Source organism: Sphingobium agri, from assembly GCF_023051225.1.
Taxonomy (GTDB): domain Bacteria; phylum Pseudomonadota; class Alphaproteobacteria; order Sphingomonadales; family Sphingomonadaceae; genus Sphingobium; species Sphingobium agri.
Genome location: NZ_JALKHS010000006.1, coordinates 631199 through 648548 on the forward strand (window position 1 = coordinate 631199; position 17350 = coordinate 648548).

At 63.5% G+C, this 17350-nt stretch carries 23 protein-coding genes; 11 read left to right on the forward strand and 12 right to left on the reverse strand.

What is annotated here, in order from left to right; all coding sequences use genetic code 11:
- The first annotated feature begins 70 nt into the window (after positions 1-70).
- The 6 genes from MU848_RS06305 (at position 71) to MU848_RS06330 (ending at position 4153) form a co-directional block, all read left to right on the forward strand.
- On the forward strand, positions 71-793 hold the full coding sequence (locus tag MU848_RS06305; RefSeq protein ID WP_247230885.1) for a hypothetical protein: 723 nt from the start codon (positions 71-73) through the stop codon (positions 791-793).
- Between the two features lie 61 nt (positions 794-854).
- On the forward strand, positions 855-1238 hold the full coding sequence (gene crcB, locus MU848_RS06310) for a fluoride efflux transporter CrcB (RefSeq protein WP_247230886.1): 384 nt from the start codon (positions 855-857) through the stop codon (positions 1236-1238).
- Positions 1235-2554, forward strand: coding sequence for an RluA family pseudouridine synthase (locus MU848_RS06315; protein ID WP_247230887.1), 1320 nt, complete (start codon positions 1235-1237; stop codon positions 2552-2554). The genes crcB and MU848_RS06315 overlap by 4 nt, the downstream gene beginning before the upstream one ends.
- On the forward strand, positions 2551-3210 hold the full coding sequence (locus MU848_RS06320) for an HAD-IA family hydrolase (protein ID WP_247230888.1): 660 nt from the start codon (positions 2551-2553) through the stop codon (positions 3208-3210). The genes MU848_RS06315 and MU848_RS06320 overlap by 4 nt, the downstream gene beginning before the upstream one ends.
- Entirely contained in the window at positions 3207-3461 is a 255-nt protein-coding gene (locus tag MU848_RS06325) for a hypothetical protein (protein ID WP_097091889.1), read from the forward strand. The genes MU848_RS06320 and MU848_RS06325 overlap by 4 nt, the downstream gene beginning before the upstream one ends.
- Entirely contained in the window at positions 3458-4153 is a 696-nt protein-coding gene (locus MU848_RS06330) for an ATP12 family chaperone protein (RefSeq protein ID WP_247230889.1), read from the forward strand. Before MU848_RS06325 ends, MU848_RS06330 begins: the two co-directional genes overlap by 4 nt.
- 129 nt (positions 4154-4282) lie before the next feature.
- On the opposite strand, the gene MU848_RS06335 is transcribed toward MU848_RS06330, so the two are convergent.
- The 3 genes from MU848_RS06335 to MU848_RS06345 all read right to left on the reverse strand — a co-directional run bounded on the left by MU848_RS06335 (position 4283) and on the right by MU848_RS06345 (position 6802).
- On the reverse strand, positions 4283-4963 hold the full coding sequence (locus MU848_RS06335) for a murein L,D-transpeptidase catalytic domain-containing protein (protein WP_247230890.1): 681 nt from the start codon (positions 4961-4963) through the stop codon (positions 4283-4285).
- A gap of 90 nt (positions 4964-5053) precedes the next feature.
- Positions 5054-5344 carry a hypothetical protein gene (locus MU848_RS06340; protein WP_097091886.1) on the reverse strand — a complete coding sequence of 97 codons (291 nt, stop codon included), beginning with the start codon at positions 5342-5344 and terminating at the stop codon, positions 5054-5056.
- Positions 5345-5350: 6 nt separating this feature from the next.
- Positions 5351-6802 carry a L,D-transpeptidase family protein gene (locus MU848_RS06345; protein ID WP_247230891.1) on the reverse strand — a complete coding sequence of 484 codons (1452 nt, stop codon included), beginning with the start codon at positions 6800-6802 and terminating at the stop codon, positions 5351-5353.
- Between the two features lie 59 nt (positions 6803-6861).
- Between MU848_RS06345 and MU848_RS06350 the strand changes: the two genes are divergently transcribed.
- A complete protein-coding gene (locus MU848_RS06350; protein WP_247231694.1) occupies positions 6862-7779 on the forward strand; it encodes a histone deacetylase family protein in 918 nt (305 codons plus the stop codon).
- On the opposite strand, the gene MU848_RS06355 is transcribed toward MU848_RS06350, so the two are convergent.
- From MU848_RS06355 to hisB, 6 genes are all read right to left on the reverse strand, one after another.
- A complete protein-coding gene (locus tag MU848_RS06355; RefSeq protein ID WP_247230892.1) occupies positions 7763-8335 on the reverse strand; it encodes a hypothetical protein in 573 nt (190 codons plus the stop codon). The two genes, MU848_RS06350 and MU848_RS06355, sit on opposite strands and share 17 nt — an antisense overlap.
- 71 nt (positions 8336-8406) lie before the next feature.
- Positions 8407-8727, reverse strand: a complete 321-nt coding sequence (locus MU848_RS06360) for a phosphoribosyl-ATP diphosphatase (RefSeq protein WP_201514875.1) — start codon at positions 8725-8727, stop codon at positions 8407-8409.
- 46 nt (positions 8728-8773) lie between these two features.
- On the reverse strand, positions 8774-9538 hold the full coding sequence (gene hisF, locus MU848_RS06365) for an imidazole glycerol phosphate synthase subunit HisF (RefSeq protein ID WP_247230893.1): 765 nt from the start codon (positions 9536-9538) through the stop codon (positions 8774-8776).
- Positions 9535-10272 carry a 1-(5-phosphoribosyl)-5-[(5-phosphoribosylamino)methylideneamino]imidazole-4-carboxamide isomerase gene (gene hisA / locus MU848_RS06370; RefSeq protein ID WP_247230894.1) on the reverse strand — a complete coding sequence of 246 codons (738 nt, stop codon included), beginning with the start codon at positions 10270-10272 and terminating at the stop codon, positions 9535-9537. Before hisA ends, hisF begins: the two co-directional genes overlap by 4 nt.
- Positions 10273-10300: 28 nt before the next feature.
- Entirely contained in the window at positions 10301-10918 is a 618-nt protein-coding gene (gene hisH / locus MU848_RS06375; protein ID WP_247230895.1) for an imidazole glycerol phosphate synthase subunit HisH, read from the reverse strand.
- Positions 10915-11502, reverse strand: a complete 588-nt coding sequence (gene hisB, locus MU848_RS06380; RefSeq protein ID WP_097091880.1) for an imidazoleglycerol-phosphate dehydratase HisB — start codon at positions 11500-11502, stop codon at positions 10915-10917. The genes hisH and hisB overlap by 4 nt, the downstream gene beginning before the upstream one ends.
- 98 nt (positions 11503-11600) lie before the next feature.
- On the opposite strand from hisB, the gene MU848_RS06385 reads away from it, so the two are divergent.
- The 3 genes from MU848_RS06385 (at position 11601) to MU848_RS06395 (ending at position 13913) form a co-directional block, all read left to right on the forward strand.
- Positions 11601-12077, forward strand: coding sequence for an SspB family protein (locus tag MU848_RS06385; RefSeq protein ID WP_201514502.1), 477 nt, complete (start codon positions 11601-11603; stop codon positions 12075-12077).
- Between the two features lie 66 nt (positions 12078-12143).
- On the forward strand, positions 12144-13526 hold the full coding sequence (fumC, locus tag MU848_RS06390) for a class II fumarate hydratase (RefSeq protein WP_247230896.1): 1383 nt from the start codon (positions 12144-12146) through the stop codon (positions 13524-13526).
- Positions 13527-13565: 39 nt separating this feature from the next.
- Entirely contained in the window at positions 13566-13913 is a 348-nt protein-coding gene (locus MU848_RS06395; protein ID WP_097091877.1) for a hypothetical protein, read from the forward strand.
- On the opposite strand, the gene MU848_RS06400 is transcribed toward MU848_RS06395, so the two are convergent.
- Positions 13910-14443, reverse strand: coding sequence for a DUF2585 family protein (locus MU848_RS06400; RefSeq protein ID WP_315862421.1), 534 nt, complete (start codon positions 14441-14443; stop codon positions 13910-13912). The genes MU848_RS06395 and MU848_RS06400 overlap by 4 nt on opposite strands.
- 94 nt (positions 14444-14537) lie before the next feature.
- Here MU848_RS06400 and gmk point away from each other — a divergent pair, with 94 nt between their 5' ends.
- Positions 14538-15203 carry a guanylate kinase gene (gene gmk / locus MU848_RS06405; protein WP_097091875.1) on the forward strand — a complete coding sequence of 222 codons (666 nt, stop codon included), beginning with the start codon at positions 14538-14540 and terminating at the stop codon, positions 15201-15203.
- A gap of 46 nt (positions 15204-15249) precedes the next feature.
- Here gmk and MU848_RS06410 read toward each other — a convergent pair whose 3' ends face one another.
- Positions 15250-16320, reverse strand: a complete 1071-nt coding sequence (locus MU848_RS06410) for a class I SAM-dependent methyltransferase (protein ID WP_247230897.1) — start codon at positions 16318-16320, stop codon at positions 15250-15252.
- On the reverse strand, positions 16310-17212 hold the full coding sequence (gene lgt / locus MU848_RS06415; RefSeq protein WP_247230898.1) for a prolipoprotein diacylglyceryl transferase: 903 nt from the start codon (positions 17210-17212) through the stop codon (positions 16310-16312). Before lgt ends, MU848_RS06410 begins: the two co-directional genes overlap by 11 nt.
- Positions 17213-17350: the final 138 nt, after the last annotated feature.

Consider the following 17350-nt stretch of genomic DNA (forward strand, 5'->3'; position numbering starts at 1 on the left):
CGATTTACCACAACCCCTAACGAAAAATTAACTCCTGACATTCACCCCTTGTTTACGAAGGAGTGAAGTCATGCCGCCTTTCCGTTCAGTTTATGCCACTGCCCTATTGCTCGCGCTGCCGCTCGCGGCCTGTGGGAAAGGGGACAAGGACGCTGATCTGAACGCGCTTGACGCTCAGCTGACCAACAATGCCATCGATCCGGGCCTGCAGGAGGCATTGGATGGGAAGATCAGGGTTGATCCCAAATATGCCGATCAGTCCGGGCAACCCGCCAGTGCGAATGCGCCGAAACTGAGCGGCGAGGCAGCCAAGGCGTTTGCCGAATCGGTGAAGCTCGCGGGCGGCAAGCTGCTCGCGACGCCTGCTGCTGTGGAAGGTCCCGGGAAGGAAAACCCCGCCATGCTCGCTGCGATGGCGAAGGATCAGGATAAGCCCGGCGGCAACATCTTCTGCCGCAAGCAACTGGCCTACGGCATGCAATGGGCAAGCCGCATGCCCGATCCTTTCGGCGTCTATCCCGGCGCTCAGTTGAAGGAAGCTGCGGGCGCGGACAAGAATGGCTGTACGCTCCGGGCTGCGACTTTCGTCACGCCAGTGCCGCGCCAGAACGTCATGGACTATTATTACACCCAGGCGCGCCGTTCCGGCTTCGACGCAGAATATCGGATCATGGGTGGTGATCATGTGCTGGGCGGCACGCGCAAGGATGATGGCGCAGCCTACCTCATGATCTTCACCGCAGCGCCTGGCGGACGCACGAACGTCGATATAATCGCCGACAAGGGGCAGTAAGCGCGCAGAAAGGCACGCGCTGCCATTTTCTTTACCGCGATTTGCCTCTAGGGCGGGCGGGATGAACAATATCCTCCTAGTCATGGGCGGCGGCGCGGTGGGCGCGCTGGCGCGCTATCAGCTGGGCCGCTTTGCCGGTCACATGCTGCCGGGTGCGCTGTGGCCCTGGGGAACCTTTGCCGCCAATGTGCTCGGCGGCTTTGCCATGGGACTGCTCGCCGGATGGCTGGCGCGGTTCGGCAGCGCGTCGGGCGAGGCCTTGCGGCTGTTGCTGGCCGTTGGTCTGCTTGGCGGCTTCACCACCTTTTCTTCCTTCAGCCTGGAAACCGTGCTGATGATCGAGCGCGGACAATTCGTCATGGCCATGAGCTATACCGTCCTGTCCGTCATCGCGGCCGTCGGCGCGCTGGTCCTTGGCCTTGGCATGATGCGGAGCGTGGCATGAAGGGTCGTCCTCCCAGCAAGCCTTCCGGTCCGTCGCGCGGGGGCAAGCCCGGTGGCGGCGCGCCCGGTCGCGCCCGTGGTGGTGCGAAGGCGGCGCGCGCCCGCAAGCCGGATGGGCCCAAGTCACCTGCAAAGCCTGCCTCCAAGCCTGCTGCCGCCAAAACCGCTGCTCCAAAGACCGCGACGCCCAAGACTGCTGCGCCCAAGGGCGTCTCGCTGGACGTGCGTCAATTCCGTGTTGGGGCAGATGACGACGGCATTCGGCTGGATCGTTGGTTCCAGCGCCACCTGCCCGACATCGGCTTCAACAGCGTGTCTCGCTGGGCACGCACCGGCCAGTTGCGGGTCGATGGCGCACGCGCTGCGCCGGGCGACCGCGTGACTGAAGGCCAGCTGATCCGCGTTCCCCCCGCCGAGCCCAAAGCTGCCGAGACCGCCAAGCCCCGCAGGGTGAGGCCGGAGCTTAGCGAAGACCAGATCAGCTTCGCACAGAATATGGTGATCCATCGCGACGCGCAGGCGATCGTCATCAACAAGCCGCCGGGCCTCGCGACGCAGGGCGGGACCAAGACCGACGACCATGTCGACGGTTTGCTCGACGCTCTGGAGTTCGAACTGGACCAGCGCCCGAAGCTTGTCCACCGGCTGGACAAGGATACGTCCGGCGCGCTGCTGATCGCCCGCACGGCCCGGTCAGCCGCCTATTTTGCGAAGGCCTTTTCCAGCCGCACCGCGCGCAAGGTCTATTGGGCGATCGTCATGGGCGTGCCGTCGATCGAGGACGGCATGATCGAACTGCCGATCGCCAAGCAGCCGGGCACGGGTGGCGAGAAGATGCATGTCGATGAGGAGGAGGGCTTGCCCGCCCGCTCGCGTTATCGCGTCATCGAACGCGCGGGCAACCGCGCCGCCTGGGTAGAGCTGCAACCCCATACCGGCCGCACGCATCAGTTGCGTGTGCATATGGCGGCGATCGGCCATCCGATCGTCGGCGATGGCAAATATGGCGGCAAGGAAGCCTTTCTGTCGGGCACGATCAGCCGGAAGATGCATCTGCACGCGCGCCGCATTCGGGTTGATCATCCCGATGGCGGCCGGGTCGACGTGCGCGCCGAACTACCCGAGCATTTCGCGACGAGCCTAGTCTCGCTCGGTTTCGACATCAACGCAGGCGACCTGCCGCTGGACGAGGAAATCGCGCGCGCGCCCACCCGCGAGGATGAGAAGAAGGCCGCGCGCGCTCACGCCAAGCAGCTGCGAAAGGGGCGGCGGGGCGAGCGGCGGTCCAGAGGGGCGGGCGGGCCGCGCAAGAAATGAGCAATCGCCTGGCCGTCTTCGATTGCGACGGCACTCTGGTCGACAGCCAGCACAGCATCTGCACGGCAATGACGCTGGCGTTCGAGGGCGAGAAGCTGGCGGTGCCCGACCGCACAACTATATTGTCCGTGGTCGGTCTGTCGCTGCCGCTGGCGATCGCGCGCCTGCTGCCCGAAGCGGAGGCTGATTTCCACGACCATCTTTCGGAAAGCTACAAGCGCGCTTTTCAGCAGATGCGCAGGGACAATGCCGTGTCGGAACCGCTCTATCCCGGCATCGCGGAGTTGATCCGGCAACTGGATGCGGATGGATGGCTGCTGGGGGTGGCGACTGGCAAGTCGGATCGCGGGCTGAACCTCTGCCTGTCGCATCATGGCATTCATGCGCATTTCGTGACGTTGCAAACCGCTGATCGGCATCCGTCGAAACCGCATCCTTCCATGTTGCTGACTGCGATGGCGGATGCAGGGGCGGTTCCGGAGACGACGGTGATGATCGGCGACACCAGCTATGACATCGACATGGCGCTTAACGCTGGCACAAGGGCGCTGGGCGTTGGCTGGGGCTATCATCCGCCCGCTGACCTGATCGCGGCGGGCGCGCATGGCGTGGCGATGGACAGTGACGAACTCAATGCCCATATCCGCGCAGCATGACCGACTTTCCTCCTCCGCCTCCCGTCGATCCTGAAAAGGTCGCACGCCAGCGTCACTTCGCGCTCGGCATATTCCGCCTCTCGGGCGCCTTGCTCGTGATGTTCGGCTTCCTGATCCTGATGGAGCGTTTCAGCTGGGTTCAAGGCGGCAAGGCGAAGGCGATGGGCATGATCTTCGTGCTGGTCGGCCTGTTTCAGTTCGTCATCGTGCCGCGCCTGTTGCTGAGCCTGTTCCGGAGACCGCCGCAATGAAACGCTTTTACAAGGATGTCGCGGTGATTTCCGGCGGGGCCGGGCATGAGATCCAGCTTGATGGCCGCCCGGTACGCACGCCTGCGCGCGCTGCCCTGGCATTGCCGACGGTGGGGCTGGCGGAGGCGGTGGCGGATGAATGGCGGCGGCAGGGTGATGCCGTCGATCCGCGTTCCATGCCCTTTACCGGCCTCGCCAACGGTGCGATCGATCAGATCGCGCCCAATCGCGAAAGCTTCGCGGCGGGTATAGCCAATTACGGGACCAGCGACCTCCTCTGCTACCGCGCCGAAGGACCGGCGGAACTGGTTTCGCGGGAAGCGGCGGCCTGGGACCCGTTGCTGGATTGGGCGCGGCAGCGTTATGACGTCACTTTCCGGGTGACGCAGGGGATTATTCCCGTCGATCAGCCGCCAGAGACTCTGGAGCGGCTGGACGCAGCGGTGAAAGCCTATGATCCCTTCACGCTGGCAGGCTTGTCGACTTTGGTGACGCTGTCTGGATCGCTGGTCTGTGGCCTGGCGATCGTCGAAGGCGGGCATGACGCCGACGCGATCTGGACCGCTTCGGAAATCGACGAGGCTTGGGAAGTCGAGCAATGGGGCGAGGACGCCGAAGCTGCGGCCCGGGCAGCACGGCGGCGGGAAGAGTTCGCAATGGCCCGCCAATTCTGCGAGTTGGTGGCGCAATAGGTTTAGAGCTGGATCACCCTAAACTGGCATAACCTCTGACCCCGTTCGCCTGAACGGTCGCGTGTGTAGGATTAAGCACATTCTGCTTGAGAAAGGGCGGTAATTGCGCTTGGCGGGGTACGCCCGACCTCAAGCCCCCATTGCGGTGAGCTTGTTCGCGTAGATCATGCGGCCCGGCCCGAGCAGGCCCAGCAACTGCGGCAGCATATGCCGGGCAACGGCAAAGCAACCTTCGCTCCGGCCGATCTTGCCCCATGTCGCGATATGGTCTTCGCTGACATAATCCGCGCCGTGGATCACGATCGCCCGCATTTCGGCATTGTTGTTTTGCGCGTCCAGACCCGCGAGCCGCATGGCCCGGCCATGCTGACCCTCGTAAATCTGGCCCGTCTTGTACGCGCCCGCCGAACTGGCGAGCGAATTCGGTTCGTTGGAAAATGTTTGCAGCCAACCCGAATGCCCCGGATCGGATCCCCGGCCATGAGACACAAGGTAGGAACTGGCGTGCCCGCCCAGCAGATCGACGATGTGGAAGCGCAACTCGCGCGAGGGGGCGTTGAAATCGGCCAGCGCGATACGGTCGCGCAGTTCGAACATATGCGCATGTTCGTCCAGTGCCGCTTTCGCCCGATCGAGCAGCCGCGCATAGGGCTGCCGCGCCAATGGCGTTACCGGGTGAGGCGTAACGGGTGGCGGCACAGGCGCGGCGGGCTGTAGGTTGGCCGTCAAAGCCGCGCGACCCGCGCTATCTGCCAGAAAAGAAAAGGCAAGTCCGCTCAAAGCGGCCTTCGTAAAACTGCGGCGATCCATGAATCGCAATATAGCAAAGCTCCGCGCTCGCTTAAAGGGCGGGGCGAAGACAGGCGGCCGCCACTCGTCCGAAGGCGGCCATCCTTCGGCTCAATCGGTCGAGTTGCTCGCCTCGGACGACTGGTCCAACCGTGCGGTCATGCCGGTCGCTTCGGCGTCATCCTGGATTTGCTGCTGCTCGGAAATGCTTGGCGGCGGCGCAGGTTCCGGCGCGGCCACGGCATTATTGGCTGGCGGCAGCGGCGCTTCCGGTTCCTCGATGATCACATTTTCAACCGGGGGTTCGACCATGTTGTTGGTCGCGGGCGCCTGCTCTTCCTTCTTCCCGCAAGCGGACAGGGCGAGCGCGCCAGCAAGGGCGGCGAGGGCAATCTTGCGCATGGGGTCTTAGTCCTTCGATGCGATGGTTGGCGCAGGTGCGGCGGTGGGATCAAGGCGGCGGCTGGATGCTTCGATCTTCCGGGCGAGAAGCTTGTCCCAGCCATAGGGATCGGACCGGAAATTCATGGTGCCGTTACTGCTGGCAAAGGCGGTCCAGTAAAGCAGATAGACCGCCACTTCCTTGGGCAATTGCACGCGCTGCGTCTTGCCGGTGTCGATCAGCGACTGGACCTTGCCCGCCAGCTTGGGATCGCTCTGCACCATCAGTTCCGCGAGCGGCACCGGCTTTTCAAGCCGGATGCAGCCATGGCTGGCGAGCCGGTCATAACTGGAGAATTTCGCGCGGGCGGGCGTGTCATGCAGGTATACGGCGAAGGGATTGTTGAAGTCGAACTTCAACCGGCCAAGCGCGCTGCTGGGCCCTGCGGGCTGAACGATCCGCTCCCCGCTTTCCGGCGTGCCCACGATCTTGTAGCCCTGCCGCAGCAACGCCGCGCGCCCCTTTGGCCACAATTCCTTCTTCGCGATGGAAGACGGGACATTCCATGGCGGATTGACGACGATGGAATGGATGCTGGACGTCAGCATCGGCGTCGCATTGTCGGGCGACCCGGTGACGGCGCGCATGGAGGTGACCGGCTGATCGCCTTCGAAGACGGTGAGTACGGCAGCGGCGATGTTCACCTGAACGCGATTGACCGGCAGTTGGCGCGGCATCCAGCGCCAGCGTTCCATGTTCGCCATGATGGCGGCAATACGGTCCTCGACCGGAACATTAAGTTCCTTGAGCGTACGCGCATCGAGCAGGCCAGTCGGGTTCAACCCATAGCGCCGCTGTGCCCGTTGCAGCACGTCGGTCAGCGCTTCGCCCGGCTGCACGCTCTTGTCCTCGATCGCGAGACGCTTGCGCACCGCGTCGGGCGTGGACTTGGCATTCAGGACAGGCCAGCCGCCCGCATCGCGAATCCGTTCATAGGCGGCAAGCCCACGGCGCAGGCCATCATAGCCGGAATAAGGCGGCGTCAGGCTGGACGCCCATTGGGGCAGGCGGTCTTCGGCAATCGCGCGCGCGAGCCCGGGGCGCGGATCAAAAGCGGCCGGGCGAAGCGCCCAGATGTCGAGAAAGTCTGCGGTATCCACCCTTCCCGTGCTGAGCGCCTTCGCCCGGTCCAGCACAGCGGACACCAGGGCATCGCCGGAAAGCGATGCCGTCGCCTTGCTGCGGGCCATCAGGCCCTGCTCGGCGCCGCCCTTCAGCCAGTTGTTGAGCCAGGCCTGCTGCGCGGCCGACAGCGGCGGGATGGGCACGGGCGGCGTCACCACAGCGGGCGGCGCGATGACCGGCGGCGCGGAGGGTGGCAGCGTCGGCACAACCGCAGGCGGCTGCGCAATCGCAGGCGCGGCGGCGAGGCCGATGAGGGGGCTGAGGCAAAAACGGATCAAATCGGGACGGTTCATGCTGGACCAGATAGCGCAAAGCCCTCATCGTTCAAACTTATCATCGCGGAAAAAAGATGATGCTCCACGTTGTTCACCATCCTGCCTATGTTTCTCCTGCAACAGCAGGCAGCCGCTTTCATTTTGATAAATATGGGCTGGTTATGGAAACACTTAGGCTAAGCGGCGCTGCCTTTACGCTCCATGAACCCGCGCCCATGCCCCGTCTCTGGATAGAGGCGGTGCACGACCCCGCCTATGTCGCAGAGGTCGCGAGCCTGACGGTTCCGCCCGACAAGCAGCGGCGGATCGGCTTTGCCGTCAATGAACGGACCATGCGGCGGTCGATGCTTTCGCCTGGCGGAACCTGGGCGGCGGCGAAGCTGGCGATGGCGCATGGCTATGCCGCCAATGCGGCAGGCGGCAGCCATCATGCGCTTTATGACAGCGGCGCGGGCTATTGCGTGTTCAACGATCTCGCCATCGCTGCGAATCGTTTGATCAGGGAAGGGGACGCGCAGCGCGTGCTCATCCTTGATCTTGACGTTCATCAGGGGGACGGCACCGCGCAGTTGATGGCTGGGCGGGATGATGTCTTCACCCTCTCGATCCACGCGGAGAAGAACTTCCCCGCACGCAAGATGCGTTCCTCGCTCGACGTCGCATTGCCTGACGGCGTGGGTGACGCGGATTATCTCGCGACGCTGATGGAGGTGTTGCCGCAGGCGCTCGATAGCTTCGGCCCCGACCTGATCCTGTACCAGGCGGGTGTCGACCCCCATGCCGACGACCGGCTGGGAAGGTTGGCGCTCAGCGATGCGGGGCTGGATGCGCGCGACCGCGCCGTCATGCGGGAAGCCCGCCGCCGCGGCATCCCGCTCGCCAGCACCATGGGCGGCGGTTATGGCGAGGACAGGATGGCGGTGGCGGAGCGTCATGCCGCCTGCATGATCCGGCTTGCTGAGGAGGCGGGTAGCGGCTTCAGTGCATCGTTGTAGCGTTGGGCGAAGCAACCGGAGCCGTAGCGATCAGCCGGGCGGCGATAAGCCCGGCTGCGGCCAGCGCGATAAAATCGCTGAAGGCGAGGTAGAGGATGTAGCCCCAATGCGCGTGGTTGAACACGGCCTGCCCGATGTCCAGCCATAACACCGCGGCCAGTGCCGAAAGCAGGGCGATGCGCGCGCGGCTGCCAAAGTCCACCGCCGCGAACCTCAGCGCCAGTGCAATGACGACGCCTGCGATCAGGGCGAGGACCAGGCCACCGATCAGCGCGGCGCTGTCGGTCACTGGAAAGCCGCTATTGTTGTAGAAGATGGTCGCGATCGGACCCTTTCCGTACAGGATCGTGCCTTGCGCGGTGGCCGGGTCAGGGACGATGTAGACGCCCGTTCCGGTCTGCGTCAGTGATTGGGCCAGCGCTGCCTGGAGGTTGGCGCCGGGCGCTTCACCCGCGCGATGGAGGGCAAGGGCGCTCAGCGGCGTCTGCCAGAATAGGAAGCGGATCACGAAAAGAGCGAAGCCGCCCAATATGCCGCCCGCGATCGTTCTTACCATGCCGTGGTCTCCCTGTTCGGCTTAAAGCAGATCAGGAAACGCGGATGGGCAGATTTCTTTCCGGCAGCCGGTCAGTCCTTTGGCCGGGCCGCCTTTTCGGCGATGCCCGACACACCCTCCCGGCGGTCCAACTCATCCAGCACGGCGTCGAGCGGGATGTCGAGATCCGCGAGTAAGACCATCAGGTGGAAGATCAGATCAGCGCTCTCGCCAACTACACCTTCCCGGTCGGAGGCCATGGCGGCGATCACGGTTTCCACCGCTTCCTCGCCCACTTTCTGCGCGATCTTTCCCCGGCCCCGAGCCGTCAGCTTGGCCACATAGGATTGCGAGGGGTCAGCCGTCCGCCGCCGCCGGATGGTCTTTTCAAGATCGTGGAAGGTCGAGCGCATGGGGTCCATCAAGCCTTCACCGCACGGCCCGTCAATGAAAAGTTGCTCACCGCGAACGCACCGGCACGCCGGCAGCGGCCAACGCCTGGTGCGCCTCGGCGACAGTATGCTGGCCAAAGTGGAAGATGGACGCGGCCAGCACGGCGCTCGCATGACCTTCGAGCACGCCTTCGACCAGATGCTGCAAGGTGCCCACGCCGCCGCTCGCGATGACGGGCACGGATACCGCGTCGGCAATGGTGCGGGTTAGGGCGAGGTCATAGCCTTGCTTCGTGCCGTCGCCATCCATCGACGTGACGAGCAACTCGCCAGCACCGAGTTCGGCCAGCCTTACAGCATGTTCGACCGCATCGATGCCGGTGGGCTTGCGGCCGCCATGGGTGAAGATTTCCCAGCGCTTGTCCCCGACGCGCCGGGCATCGACCGACCCGACGATGCACTGGCTGCCGAAGCGATCGGCTATATCGGCCACCACCTCAGGGCGCGCCACTGCGGCACTATTGACGGCCACCTTGTCCGCGCCTGCGAGCAACAGCGCCCGCGCATCTTCCGGGCTGCGTACGCCGCCGCCGACGGTGACGGGCATGAAGCAGACCTCGGCCGTGCGGCGCACCACGTCCAATATGGTGCCGCGCGCCTCATGGGTCGCGGTGATGTCAAGGAAGCACAGCTCGTCCGCGCCAGCCGCGTCATAGACCCGGGCCTGTTCGACGGGATCGCCCGCGTCGCGCAGATCGACGAAGTTCACGCCCTTGACCACGCGGCCATTTGCGACGTCCAGGCAAGGGATGACGCGGGTGCAGACGGTCACGCCGCCGCCTTTGCAATCGCCAGCGCCGCCTTCAAATCCAGCCGTCCGTCATATAGCGCGCGTCCCGTGATAACACCCTCAATGCCTTCATCGGCATGCAGGCTGAGCACGCGAATGTCCGCGATCCCTGCCACGCCGCCGCTGGCGATCACGGGAATGTCCGTTCCGCGCGCCAACTCGACGGTTGCGTCGATATTGCAACCCTTGAGCAAGCCATCGCGGCCGACATCCGTGAAGAGCAGGCTTGCGACGCCCGCATCCTCGAACCGGCGGGCGAGGTCCGCGACCGGCATGTCGGACTTTTCGGCCCAGCCGTCAGTCGCGACGAACCCGTCCCGCGCATCGACGGCAACGACGATCCCGCCGGGAAAGTCGCGCGCCGCCGCCTTCACGAAAGCCGGATCCTTCAATGCAGCCGTACCGATGACGATGCGCGACACGCCAAGGTCGAACCAGCGCTCCACCGCCTCACGATTGCGAATGCCGCCGCCAAGTTGGACATGGCCGGGGAAGGCCTCGACAATGCGCTCCACCGCCTCGGCATTGACCGCACGGCCCGCAAAGCTGCCGTCCAGATCCACGACATGCAGATGCTCCGCGCCCGCTTCAGCGAAGATCAGCGCCTGCGCGGCGGGATCGTCGCCATAGACGGTGGCTCGGTTCATGTCTCCTTCGGCCAGGCGAACGACCTGTCCACCTTTAAGGTCGATTGCAGGAAAAACGATCAGGCTCATTATCAATATCCGAACGGGCGAAGGGGGGTCACGGCCGCCACTTCAGGAAACGGGACAGGAAGGAGATGCCATAGGTCTGGCTCTTTTCCGGATGGAACTGGCAACCGATGATCGTGTCGCGGGCAACCGCTGCCACCAGCGGGCCGCCATGATCGGTGACCGCAGCGACATGAGCAGGATCATCGGCTTCGAAATGATAGCTGTGCAGGAAATAGGCCTCGCCCGTTTCCAGTAGCGGCGGCGCTCCATTCAGCGTCACCTTGTTCCAGCCCATGTGCGGCACTTTGATCGTGGGATCAGTCGGCTCGATCCGCCTTACCGTGCCGGGCACCCAACCCAGACCTTCATGCCGGCCGAACTCCTCGCCCGCGTCCGCGAGCAACTGCATGCCGACGCACACGCCCAGGAAGGGCGTGCCGCGCTCGCCCACAGCTTCGTTCATCGCGTCGATCATGCCGGGGATGGCGGAAAGCGCATCCATGCACGCGCGAAAAGCTCCGACGCCCGGCAGGACGATGCGATCGGCCTTCGCCACCAGTGCAGGATCAGCGGTGATGACCGCATCCTCCGCTCCCGCCTTGCGCAGGGCATTATGGACGGAATGAAGGTTGCCTGCACCGTAATCGATGAGGGCGAGGGTGGTCACAACATCCCCTTGGTCGACGGGATCGCATCCGCCTTGCGCGGGTCGATCTCCACTGCCTGGCGCAGCGCGCGGGCAAGCCCCTTGAAGCAGCTTTCGACGATATGGTGATTGTTGCTGCCATAGAGATTTTCGACATGCAGCGTAATCCCGGCAGCCTGTGCGAAGCTGTGGAACCAGTGCTCGATCATCTCGGTATCCCATTCGCCCAGCCGCTGCACGGTGAAGGGCGCCTTGAACACCAACCAGGGGCGGCCGGAAATGTCGAGCGACACGCGGGTGAGCGTCTCGTCCATCGGCGAATAGACGCTGCCGTAGCGGGTGATGCCGCGCTTGTCGCCCAGCGCCTTTGCCACAGCCTCGCCAATGGCGATCGCGGTGTCTTCGGTCGTGTGATGCTGGTCGACATGCAGGTCGCCGACCGTCTTCACTTCCATGTCGATCAGCGAGTGCCGCGACAGCTGCTCGATCATGTGATCGAGGAAGCCGATTCCGGTGGAGACGGTATAGACCCCCGTGCCGTCGAGGTTGACGGTAACGTCGATCTGCGTTTCCGCAGTGTTGCGGTGAATTTCGCCCGTGCGCATGGCTGCGCCCTATACCGAAGTGGGGGCACCTTGCAATGTGGCGTTGCATGTGTGGCCTGCTCTTGACCAGCCGCGCCGCGCCGTTAGGACAGTGGGGGATGAGCGATGACTTGCCTGACAGCCTGATTCCCTACGACGAAATCGTGCAGGAGGCCCTGCGCGCGGTGGTCGGCCGGGTGCTGGGTGAAGTGGAGCATTCAGGCGGCCTGCCGGGCACGCATCATTTCTACATCACCTTCAAGACGCAGGCACCGGGTGTCGAGATCCCCAAGCAGCTTGTCGAGCGTTTCCCTGACGAGATGACCATCGTCCTCCAGAATAAATTCTGGGACCTGAAGGTGAGGGACGATGGCTTTGGCGTCAGCCTGACCTTCAACCAGGTTGCAGCGCATCTTTCGATTCCCTTCGCTGCGATCACCGCCTTTGTCGATCCGGCCGTGAATTTCGCGCTCCAGTTCCAGGTGCAGTCGGACGTTCCGCCCGAACCGCATGAGGAAGCGGAGAATGACGCGCCACAGGTAACGACCGAAGACGGCTCCAACGTCGTCACCGTGGATTTCGGCAAGAAGAAATAATGGCTGGCGGATAGCCGCCGCTATTACCAGATTGGTTCCCGGACCTCATGTCCTGGGAGCCTTCGCATGGAAAGCCGCACCGAAACCGACAGCATCGGCGCCATAGAGGTGCCCGCCAGCGCCTATTGGGGCGCGCAGACCCAACGCAGTATCGAAAATTTCCCCTTCGGTGCGATGGAGCGCATGCCGATCGGTATCGTTCACGCGCTCGCTATCGTCAAACAGGCTGCGGCTCGGGTCAATCGCACGGAGGGACTGGCGCCGGAACTCGCCGAAGCGATTGATGCTGCCGCCGGTCAAGTGATCGCTGGCGCTCATGACGACCAGTTCCCCCTCGTCATCTGGCAGACGGGCAGCGGCACCCAGTCCAACATGAACGTCAATGAGGTGATCGCGGGCATCGCCAACGAAGCGTTGACGGGCAAGCGGGGAGGCAAGTCGCCCGTCCATCCCAATGATCATGTGAATATGGGCCAGTCGTCCAACGACAGCTTCCCGACCGCCCTCCACATCGCCGCCGCGCGTGCCGCGACGGAGCAGCTCTTCCCGGCGCTCGATCGCCTGCACAAGGCGCTGGATGACAAGGCGCAGGCCTGGGGCGATATCGTGAAGATCGGCCGCACGCATCTACAGGACGCAACGCCGCTGACGTTGGGTCAGGAATTTTCCGGCTATGCGCACCAGCTCTACCGCTGCCGTCATCGGATAGAGCCAGCCGTGATGCACGGCATGATGGCGCTGGCTCAGGGTGGAACGGCGGTGGGGACGGGGCTCAACGCGCCGGAGGGCTTCGGCATCGCCATGGCAAGGGAGATCGCGGCCATTACCGGCCTGCCGTTCCGGACCGCCGATAATAAATTCGAAGCGCTCGCCTCCAACGATCCGCTCGTCCATCTTTCTTCGACCCTCGCCACACTGGCGGTGGCACTGACCAAGATCGCCAACGATATCCGCCTGCTGGGCAGCGGGCCGCGTTCGGGACTTGGCGAGTTGGACCTTCCCGCCAACGAACCGGGCAGTTCCATCATGCCGGGCAAGGTCAACCCAACCCAGTGCGAGATGCTGACCATGGTCGGGGGCCAGGTGATCGGCAATCACCAGGCGGTGAGCGTCGGCGGTCTTCAGGGTCATCTGGAGCTGAACGTCTTTAAACCGATGATCGGTGCGGCCGTGCTGCGCTCGATCCATCTGCTCAGCGTCGGCATGCAAAGCTTCGCCGAGCGCTGTGTCGAGGGGCTGGAAGCGAATGAAAAACGCATTGCCGAACTGGTCGACAGGTCATTGATGCTGGTCACCGCCCTTGCGCCCGAGATCGGCTATGACAATGCCGCCAAGATCGCGAAACATGCGCATGCCCACGGGCTGACGCTGAGGCAAGCGGGCCTCGCTCTTGGCCTTGTCGATGAAGAAAGCTTCGACCGGCTCGTTCGGCCTGAAAATATGGTGTGAACTGGCGGAACCGCCGCTCTTGCGATACATTAAGGCTTCATGAAGAAGATCACTTCCAATCAGCCGCTCGTCACCATCCGCCCGCCGCGCAAGGCGGGGCTGTTGCGAAAGACGGCGCGTCTGGGCGCGGCCGTGGTGGCCGCTCGTGTCGCTGCGGCGACGGGCAAGAAAGGTGCTGTCGGCCTCGTCGCTGGCCTAGGCGCAAAGCGGTTGATCATGCGCTATCCGCTGGGCGCGCTGTTCGTCACTGGCGCTTATCTCGCGGGCAAGGCCTATGAAACCAAGCGCGAGGTCGACCGCAAGCGCGCGGTGAAGGCGCTCCCCGACCTCAGCAACGAACCTGTCCCCATCACTGAAGCCCGCGAAGCGCGCGCCAAGAAGGTTTAAACGGCCGACTGCCAGCTTTTTACCGCCTCGATCGGCCAGGCAAGCATCAGCACGTTCAGCGTTAGATTGTCTCGTATCGCTAGGAGCGCGATGAGTTCGAGCGCCAAGCCGAGGCAAACCGTCACCGCCACTGGAGCACGGGCAGCGATCAGGAAGCCAAGCGCCATCATGCCGATGTCGCTCATGGAGTTGAGGATGCTGTCGCCGCTATAGCCCAAGGCAATGGTCGCGGCCCGATAGCGGTCTATGATGATCGGCGAATTCTCTAATATTTCCCAGATAGACTCGACCAGCACGGCAAGTGCGAAGCGTGGCCCAAGCGGTTGCCGCCGCATCAGCGCCAAGGCGCCCGCATAGAAGATGAAGCCGTGGATCACATGGCTGAGGCTGTACCAGTCGGCGATATGCTGGCTGTTGCCGCTGTCCAGCGCTCCATGCCACAGATCGACATGGCCGCACGTGCAGATCGGCGGCCGCGCCATCAGGAACAGCAGCGCACAGGTCAGCAGCACGATGATCCCGGCGGCCACGAAGCCCCGGCGATTGCGTAATGCCTTGCGTCTCAACTATCGTCGCCCTTGTCACCCCTCTTGCCAAACGCGTTCCACGGCGTCACTAGCGGCCATGGCCGACAGCATCCCCATTGAGACGCCCGATTTCAAGCGGCGTGGCGTGCTCTTCGTTCTCTCCTCGCCATCGGGCGCGGGCAAATCCACCATCGCGCGCAAGCTTCTGGCCGCAGAGCCCGACCTTGCCATGTCGGTGTCCGCGACCACGCGGCCGATGCGTCCGGGTGAGGTAGAGGGCAAGGATTATCATTTCGTCGATCTGGAGGAGTTTCGCCGGATGACGGCGGACCATGAATTCCTCGAATGGGCGCATGTCTTCGGCCAACGCTACGGCACGCCGCGCGCGCCTGTGGAAGCGATGCTGAAGAGCGGACGCGATGTCCTGTTCGACATCGACTGGCAAGGCGCGCAGCAGCTGCACCAGATCGCAGGGGGCGATGTCGTGCGCGTGTTCATCCTGCCACCCTCGATGGAGGAGCTGGAGCGCCGCCTGCGTGGCAGGGCGACCGACAGCGAGGAAGTGATTCAGGGCCGAATGTCCCGTGCCGCCAATGAAATCGCGCATTGGGACGGCTATGATTATGTGCTCTGCAATGTCGATGCCGAGGATTGTTTCCAGCGAGTCCAGACGATCCTGCATGCCGAACGCATGAAGCGCAGCCGCCAGACTGGCCTCATCGGTTTCATCCGCCGGTTGAGCCGCTATTATCAGGAAGATTGAAGAAGCCGCTGTCTTCTCAATCAGGGTTGTTCGAGAGAGGTTGAGCTTATCTCTCAAATCCCGCCGGTTCCGCCCAGTCCGGATGCACCCAGGCCATCGCCTTGAACAGCGTCCCCATGGCATTGCCATCAGTCAGCCGCAGCCGTGCCGCCTCCACTTCCGCAGCGCGCGCGGGAGTGGTGCGGACCAGCTGATCCGCCCGCGCATCGATGCCCAGTTGCCGGAGAAATTCGCCCTGGCCTATCGGGCCCATCACCCGCAGCCCAGCCTGCCGCGCCATATTGCCGATCATCGTGAAATCGACATGGGTGGTCAGGTCGCTTTCCCCCGGTTCCAGAAAGGGGTCGGCAAATCGGTGCTCGCGCACGGCCTGCAACGTGTCGCCGATCGCGGGACCCTCATAGCCATAGTCGATGATGATCGCAGCGCCGCCCTGTCGAGCAATGCGCTGCGCCAGGTCGAGCGCGATGGCCGTGCCCGCCAGTGGTATTTCAAGGATCGCTCCGTCAGGCGCATCGTCGGCGATGGCCGGTATGCCCGATTCGACCCGCCGGTATCCGGGCAAGGCTTCGAACCGGTCCGGCTGATCTTCGTCGGGGCAGATCACCACACGCTCACGCCATTCATCGCCAGAACGGACGATCTGGCGAACGGGCAGGGCGTCGAAAAACTCGTTGGCGACCACCAGCAACGGCGCATTGTCCGGCAGCCCGCCGACACTGTCGCGGTGGAAGACATTGGGGATGAGCGCGCGCTGCCGCTCCTGCAGCGTCGGGCTGGTTTCCACGAAATAGGATTGGGGCGCAAAGCCTGTGCTCCCCATCGCCCGCAACGCGTCTGAAGCCAGCGTGCCGCGCCCCGGCCCCAACTCTGCATAAACGGCATTTTGCCGGCTACCCGATCGCATCCACACGTCAGCGAGGCAAAGGCCGATCAATTCGCCGAACATCTGGCTGATCTCGGGTGCTGTCGTGAAATCGCCTGCCGCGCCCAGCGGATCGCGCGTGCCATAATAATGCTGGTTCGCTTCGGCCATATAATGGGCGACCGAAATCGGGCCGCCGGCATCGATCTGCCGCGCGAGGCGCTGGGCGAGGGTCAGTGGTTCAGCTGACACTCGCGCTGCCCGCGATCGGCTCCACCCGCACCCTGCGGCCCCTGGCGGTCATGATCAGGTAAAGCCCGCCCAGGATCATCGGAATGCACAGCCACTGCCCCATGTGCAGGCCGGTTCGCGCGGCAAATTCCATCAGCTGCGCGTCCGCCTCGCGATAATATTCGATACCGAAACGGAAGATGCCGTAGAAGAACAGGAATAGGCCCACGAGCATGCCGGGCTTGTAGCGCGCCCGCGTCTTCCAGAAGGCGAAGGCCAGGATCAGGAACAAGATGATGCCTTCGAAAAAGGCTTCGTAAAGCTGGCTCGGATGGCGTGGGAAGGGGCCGCCGGTCGGGAAGATGATCCCCCAGGGCACGTCCGTTTCCTTGCCCCACAATTCCCCATTCACGAAATTGGCGAGGCGGCCGAAGAACAGGCCAAAGGGTACGCAGCAGGCGACGAAGTCATGGATGCGTAGCCAGGAAAGCTTTTCCTTGCGCGCCATGTAGAGGATGCCGAGCGACACGCCGATCGCTCCTCCATGGAAGGACATGCCGCCGTTCCACAGCTTGAAGATGTCGAGCGGATTGCGCAGGATTTCCGGCTGGTAGAAGAAGACATAGGCCAGCCGCCCGCCGATGATGATGCCGAGCGTCGCGTAGAAGATCATGTCGTCGGCATGCCGCCGCGCCATCGGTGAACCGGGCTGGGCGATCAGCTTCAGCAGATACCAGTAGCCGATCAAAATGCCCGCGAGATAGGCGAGGCTGTACCATTTGAGCGTGAAGAAGCCGAGGTCGAGCGCGACCGGGCTGAGCCCCAGCTGATCGAAGCGAATTGCGCCCGCAGCCGCGGCGGCAAGGTCAAGGATCAAATTGTAGCTCCCCTTCGGAAATATGGCCTTCGCCATAGAGCAGGATAGGGTAAGGAGGAAAGGGGGCTATCATTTTGGCGCAGGTTTTGGATGATGGCTGAACAAAATGGGGTTCAGGGTGGGAATGAGCCGGATTGGCTGATCTCACCTGATGCTATTAACGCGCTGGAAACC

Bases quoted from the DNA above. Each gene is read 5' to 3' on its own strand.
- MU848_RS06305 (WP_247230885.1), top strand. From the start codon at position 71: ATGCCGCCTTTCCGTTCAGTTTATGCCACTGCCCTATTGCTCGCGCTG.
- crcB (WP_247230886.1), top strand. From the start codon at position 855: ATGAACAATATCCTCCTAGTCATGGGCGGCGGCGCGGTGGGCGCGCTG.
- MU848_RS06315 (WP_247230887.1), top strand. From the start codon at position 1,235: ATGAAGGGTCGTCCTCCCAGCAAGCCTTCCGGTCCGTCGCGCGGGGGC.
- MU848_RS06320 (WP_247230888.1), top strand. From the start codon at position 2,551: ATGAGCAATCGCCTGGCCGTCTTCGATTGCGACGGCACTCTGGTCGAC.
- MU848_RS06325 (WP_097091889.1), top strand. From the start codon at position 3,207: ATGACCGACTTTCCTCCTCCGCCTCCCGTCGATCCTGAAAAGGTCGCA.
- MU848_RS06330 (WP_247230889.1), top strand. From the start codon at position 3,458: ATGAAACGCTTTTACAAGGATGTCGCGGTGATTTCCGGCGGGGCCGGG.
- MU848_RS06335 (WP_247230890.1), bottom strand. From the start codon at position 4,963: ATGGATCGCCGCAGTTTTACGAAGGCCGCTTTGAGCGGACTTGCCTTT.
- MU848_RS06340 (WP_097091886.1), bottom strand. From the start codon at position 5,344: ATGCGCAAGATTGCCCTCGCCGCCCTTGCTGGCGCGCTCGCCCTGTCC.
- MU848_RS06345 (WP_247230891.1), bottom strand. From the start codon at position 6,802: ATGAACCGTCCCGATTTGATCCGTTTTTGCCTCAGCCCCCTCATCGGC.
- MU848_RS06350 (WP_247231694.1), top strand. From the start codon at position 6,862: ATGCTCCACGTTGTTCACCATCCTGCCTATGTTTCTCCTGCAACAGCA.
- MU848_RS06355 (WP_247230892.1), bottom strand. From the start codon at position 8,335: ATGGTAAGAACGATCGCGGGCGGCATATTGGGCGGCTTCGCTCTTTTC.
- MU848_RS06360 (WP_201514875.1), bottom strand. From the start codon at position 8,727: ATGCGCTCGACCTTCCACGATCTTGAAAAGACCATCCGGCGGCGGCGG.
- hisA (WP_247230894.1), bottom strand. From the start codon at position 10,272: ATGAGCCTGATCGTTTTTCCTGCAATCGACCTTAAAGGTGGACAGGTC.
- hisB (WP_097091880.1), bottom strand. From the start codon at position 11,502: ATGCGCACGGGCGAAATTCACCGCAACACTGCGGAAACGCAGATCGAC.
- MU848_RS06385 (WP_201514502.1), top strand. From the start codon at position 11,601: ATGAGCGATGACTTGCCTGACAGCCTGATTCCCTACGACGAAATCGTG.
- fumC (WP_247230896.1), top strand. From the start codon at position 12,144: ATGGAAAGCCGCACCGAAACCGACAGCATCGGCGCCATAGAGGTGCCC.
- MU848_RS06395 (WP_097091877.1), top strand. From the start codon at position 13,566: ATGAAGAAGATCACTTCCAATCAGCCGCTCGTCACCATCCGCCCGCCG.
- gmk (WP_097091875.1), top strand. From the start codon at position 14,538: ATGGCCGACAGCATCCCCATTGAGACGCCCGATTTCAAGCGGCGTGGC.
- lgt (WP_247230898.1), bottom strand. From the start codon at position 17,212: ATGGCGAAGGCCATATTTCCGAAGGGGAGCTACAATTTGATCCTTGAC.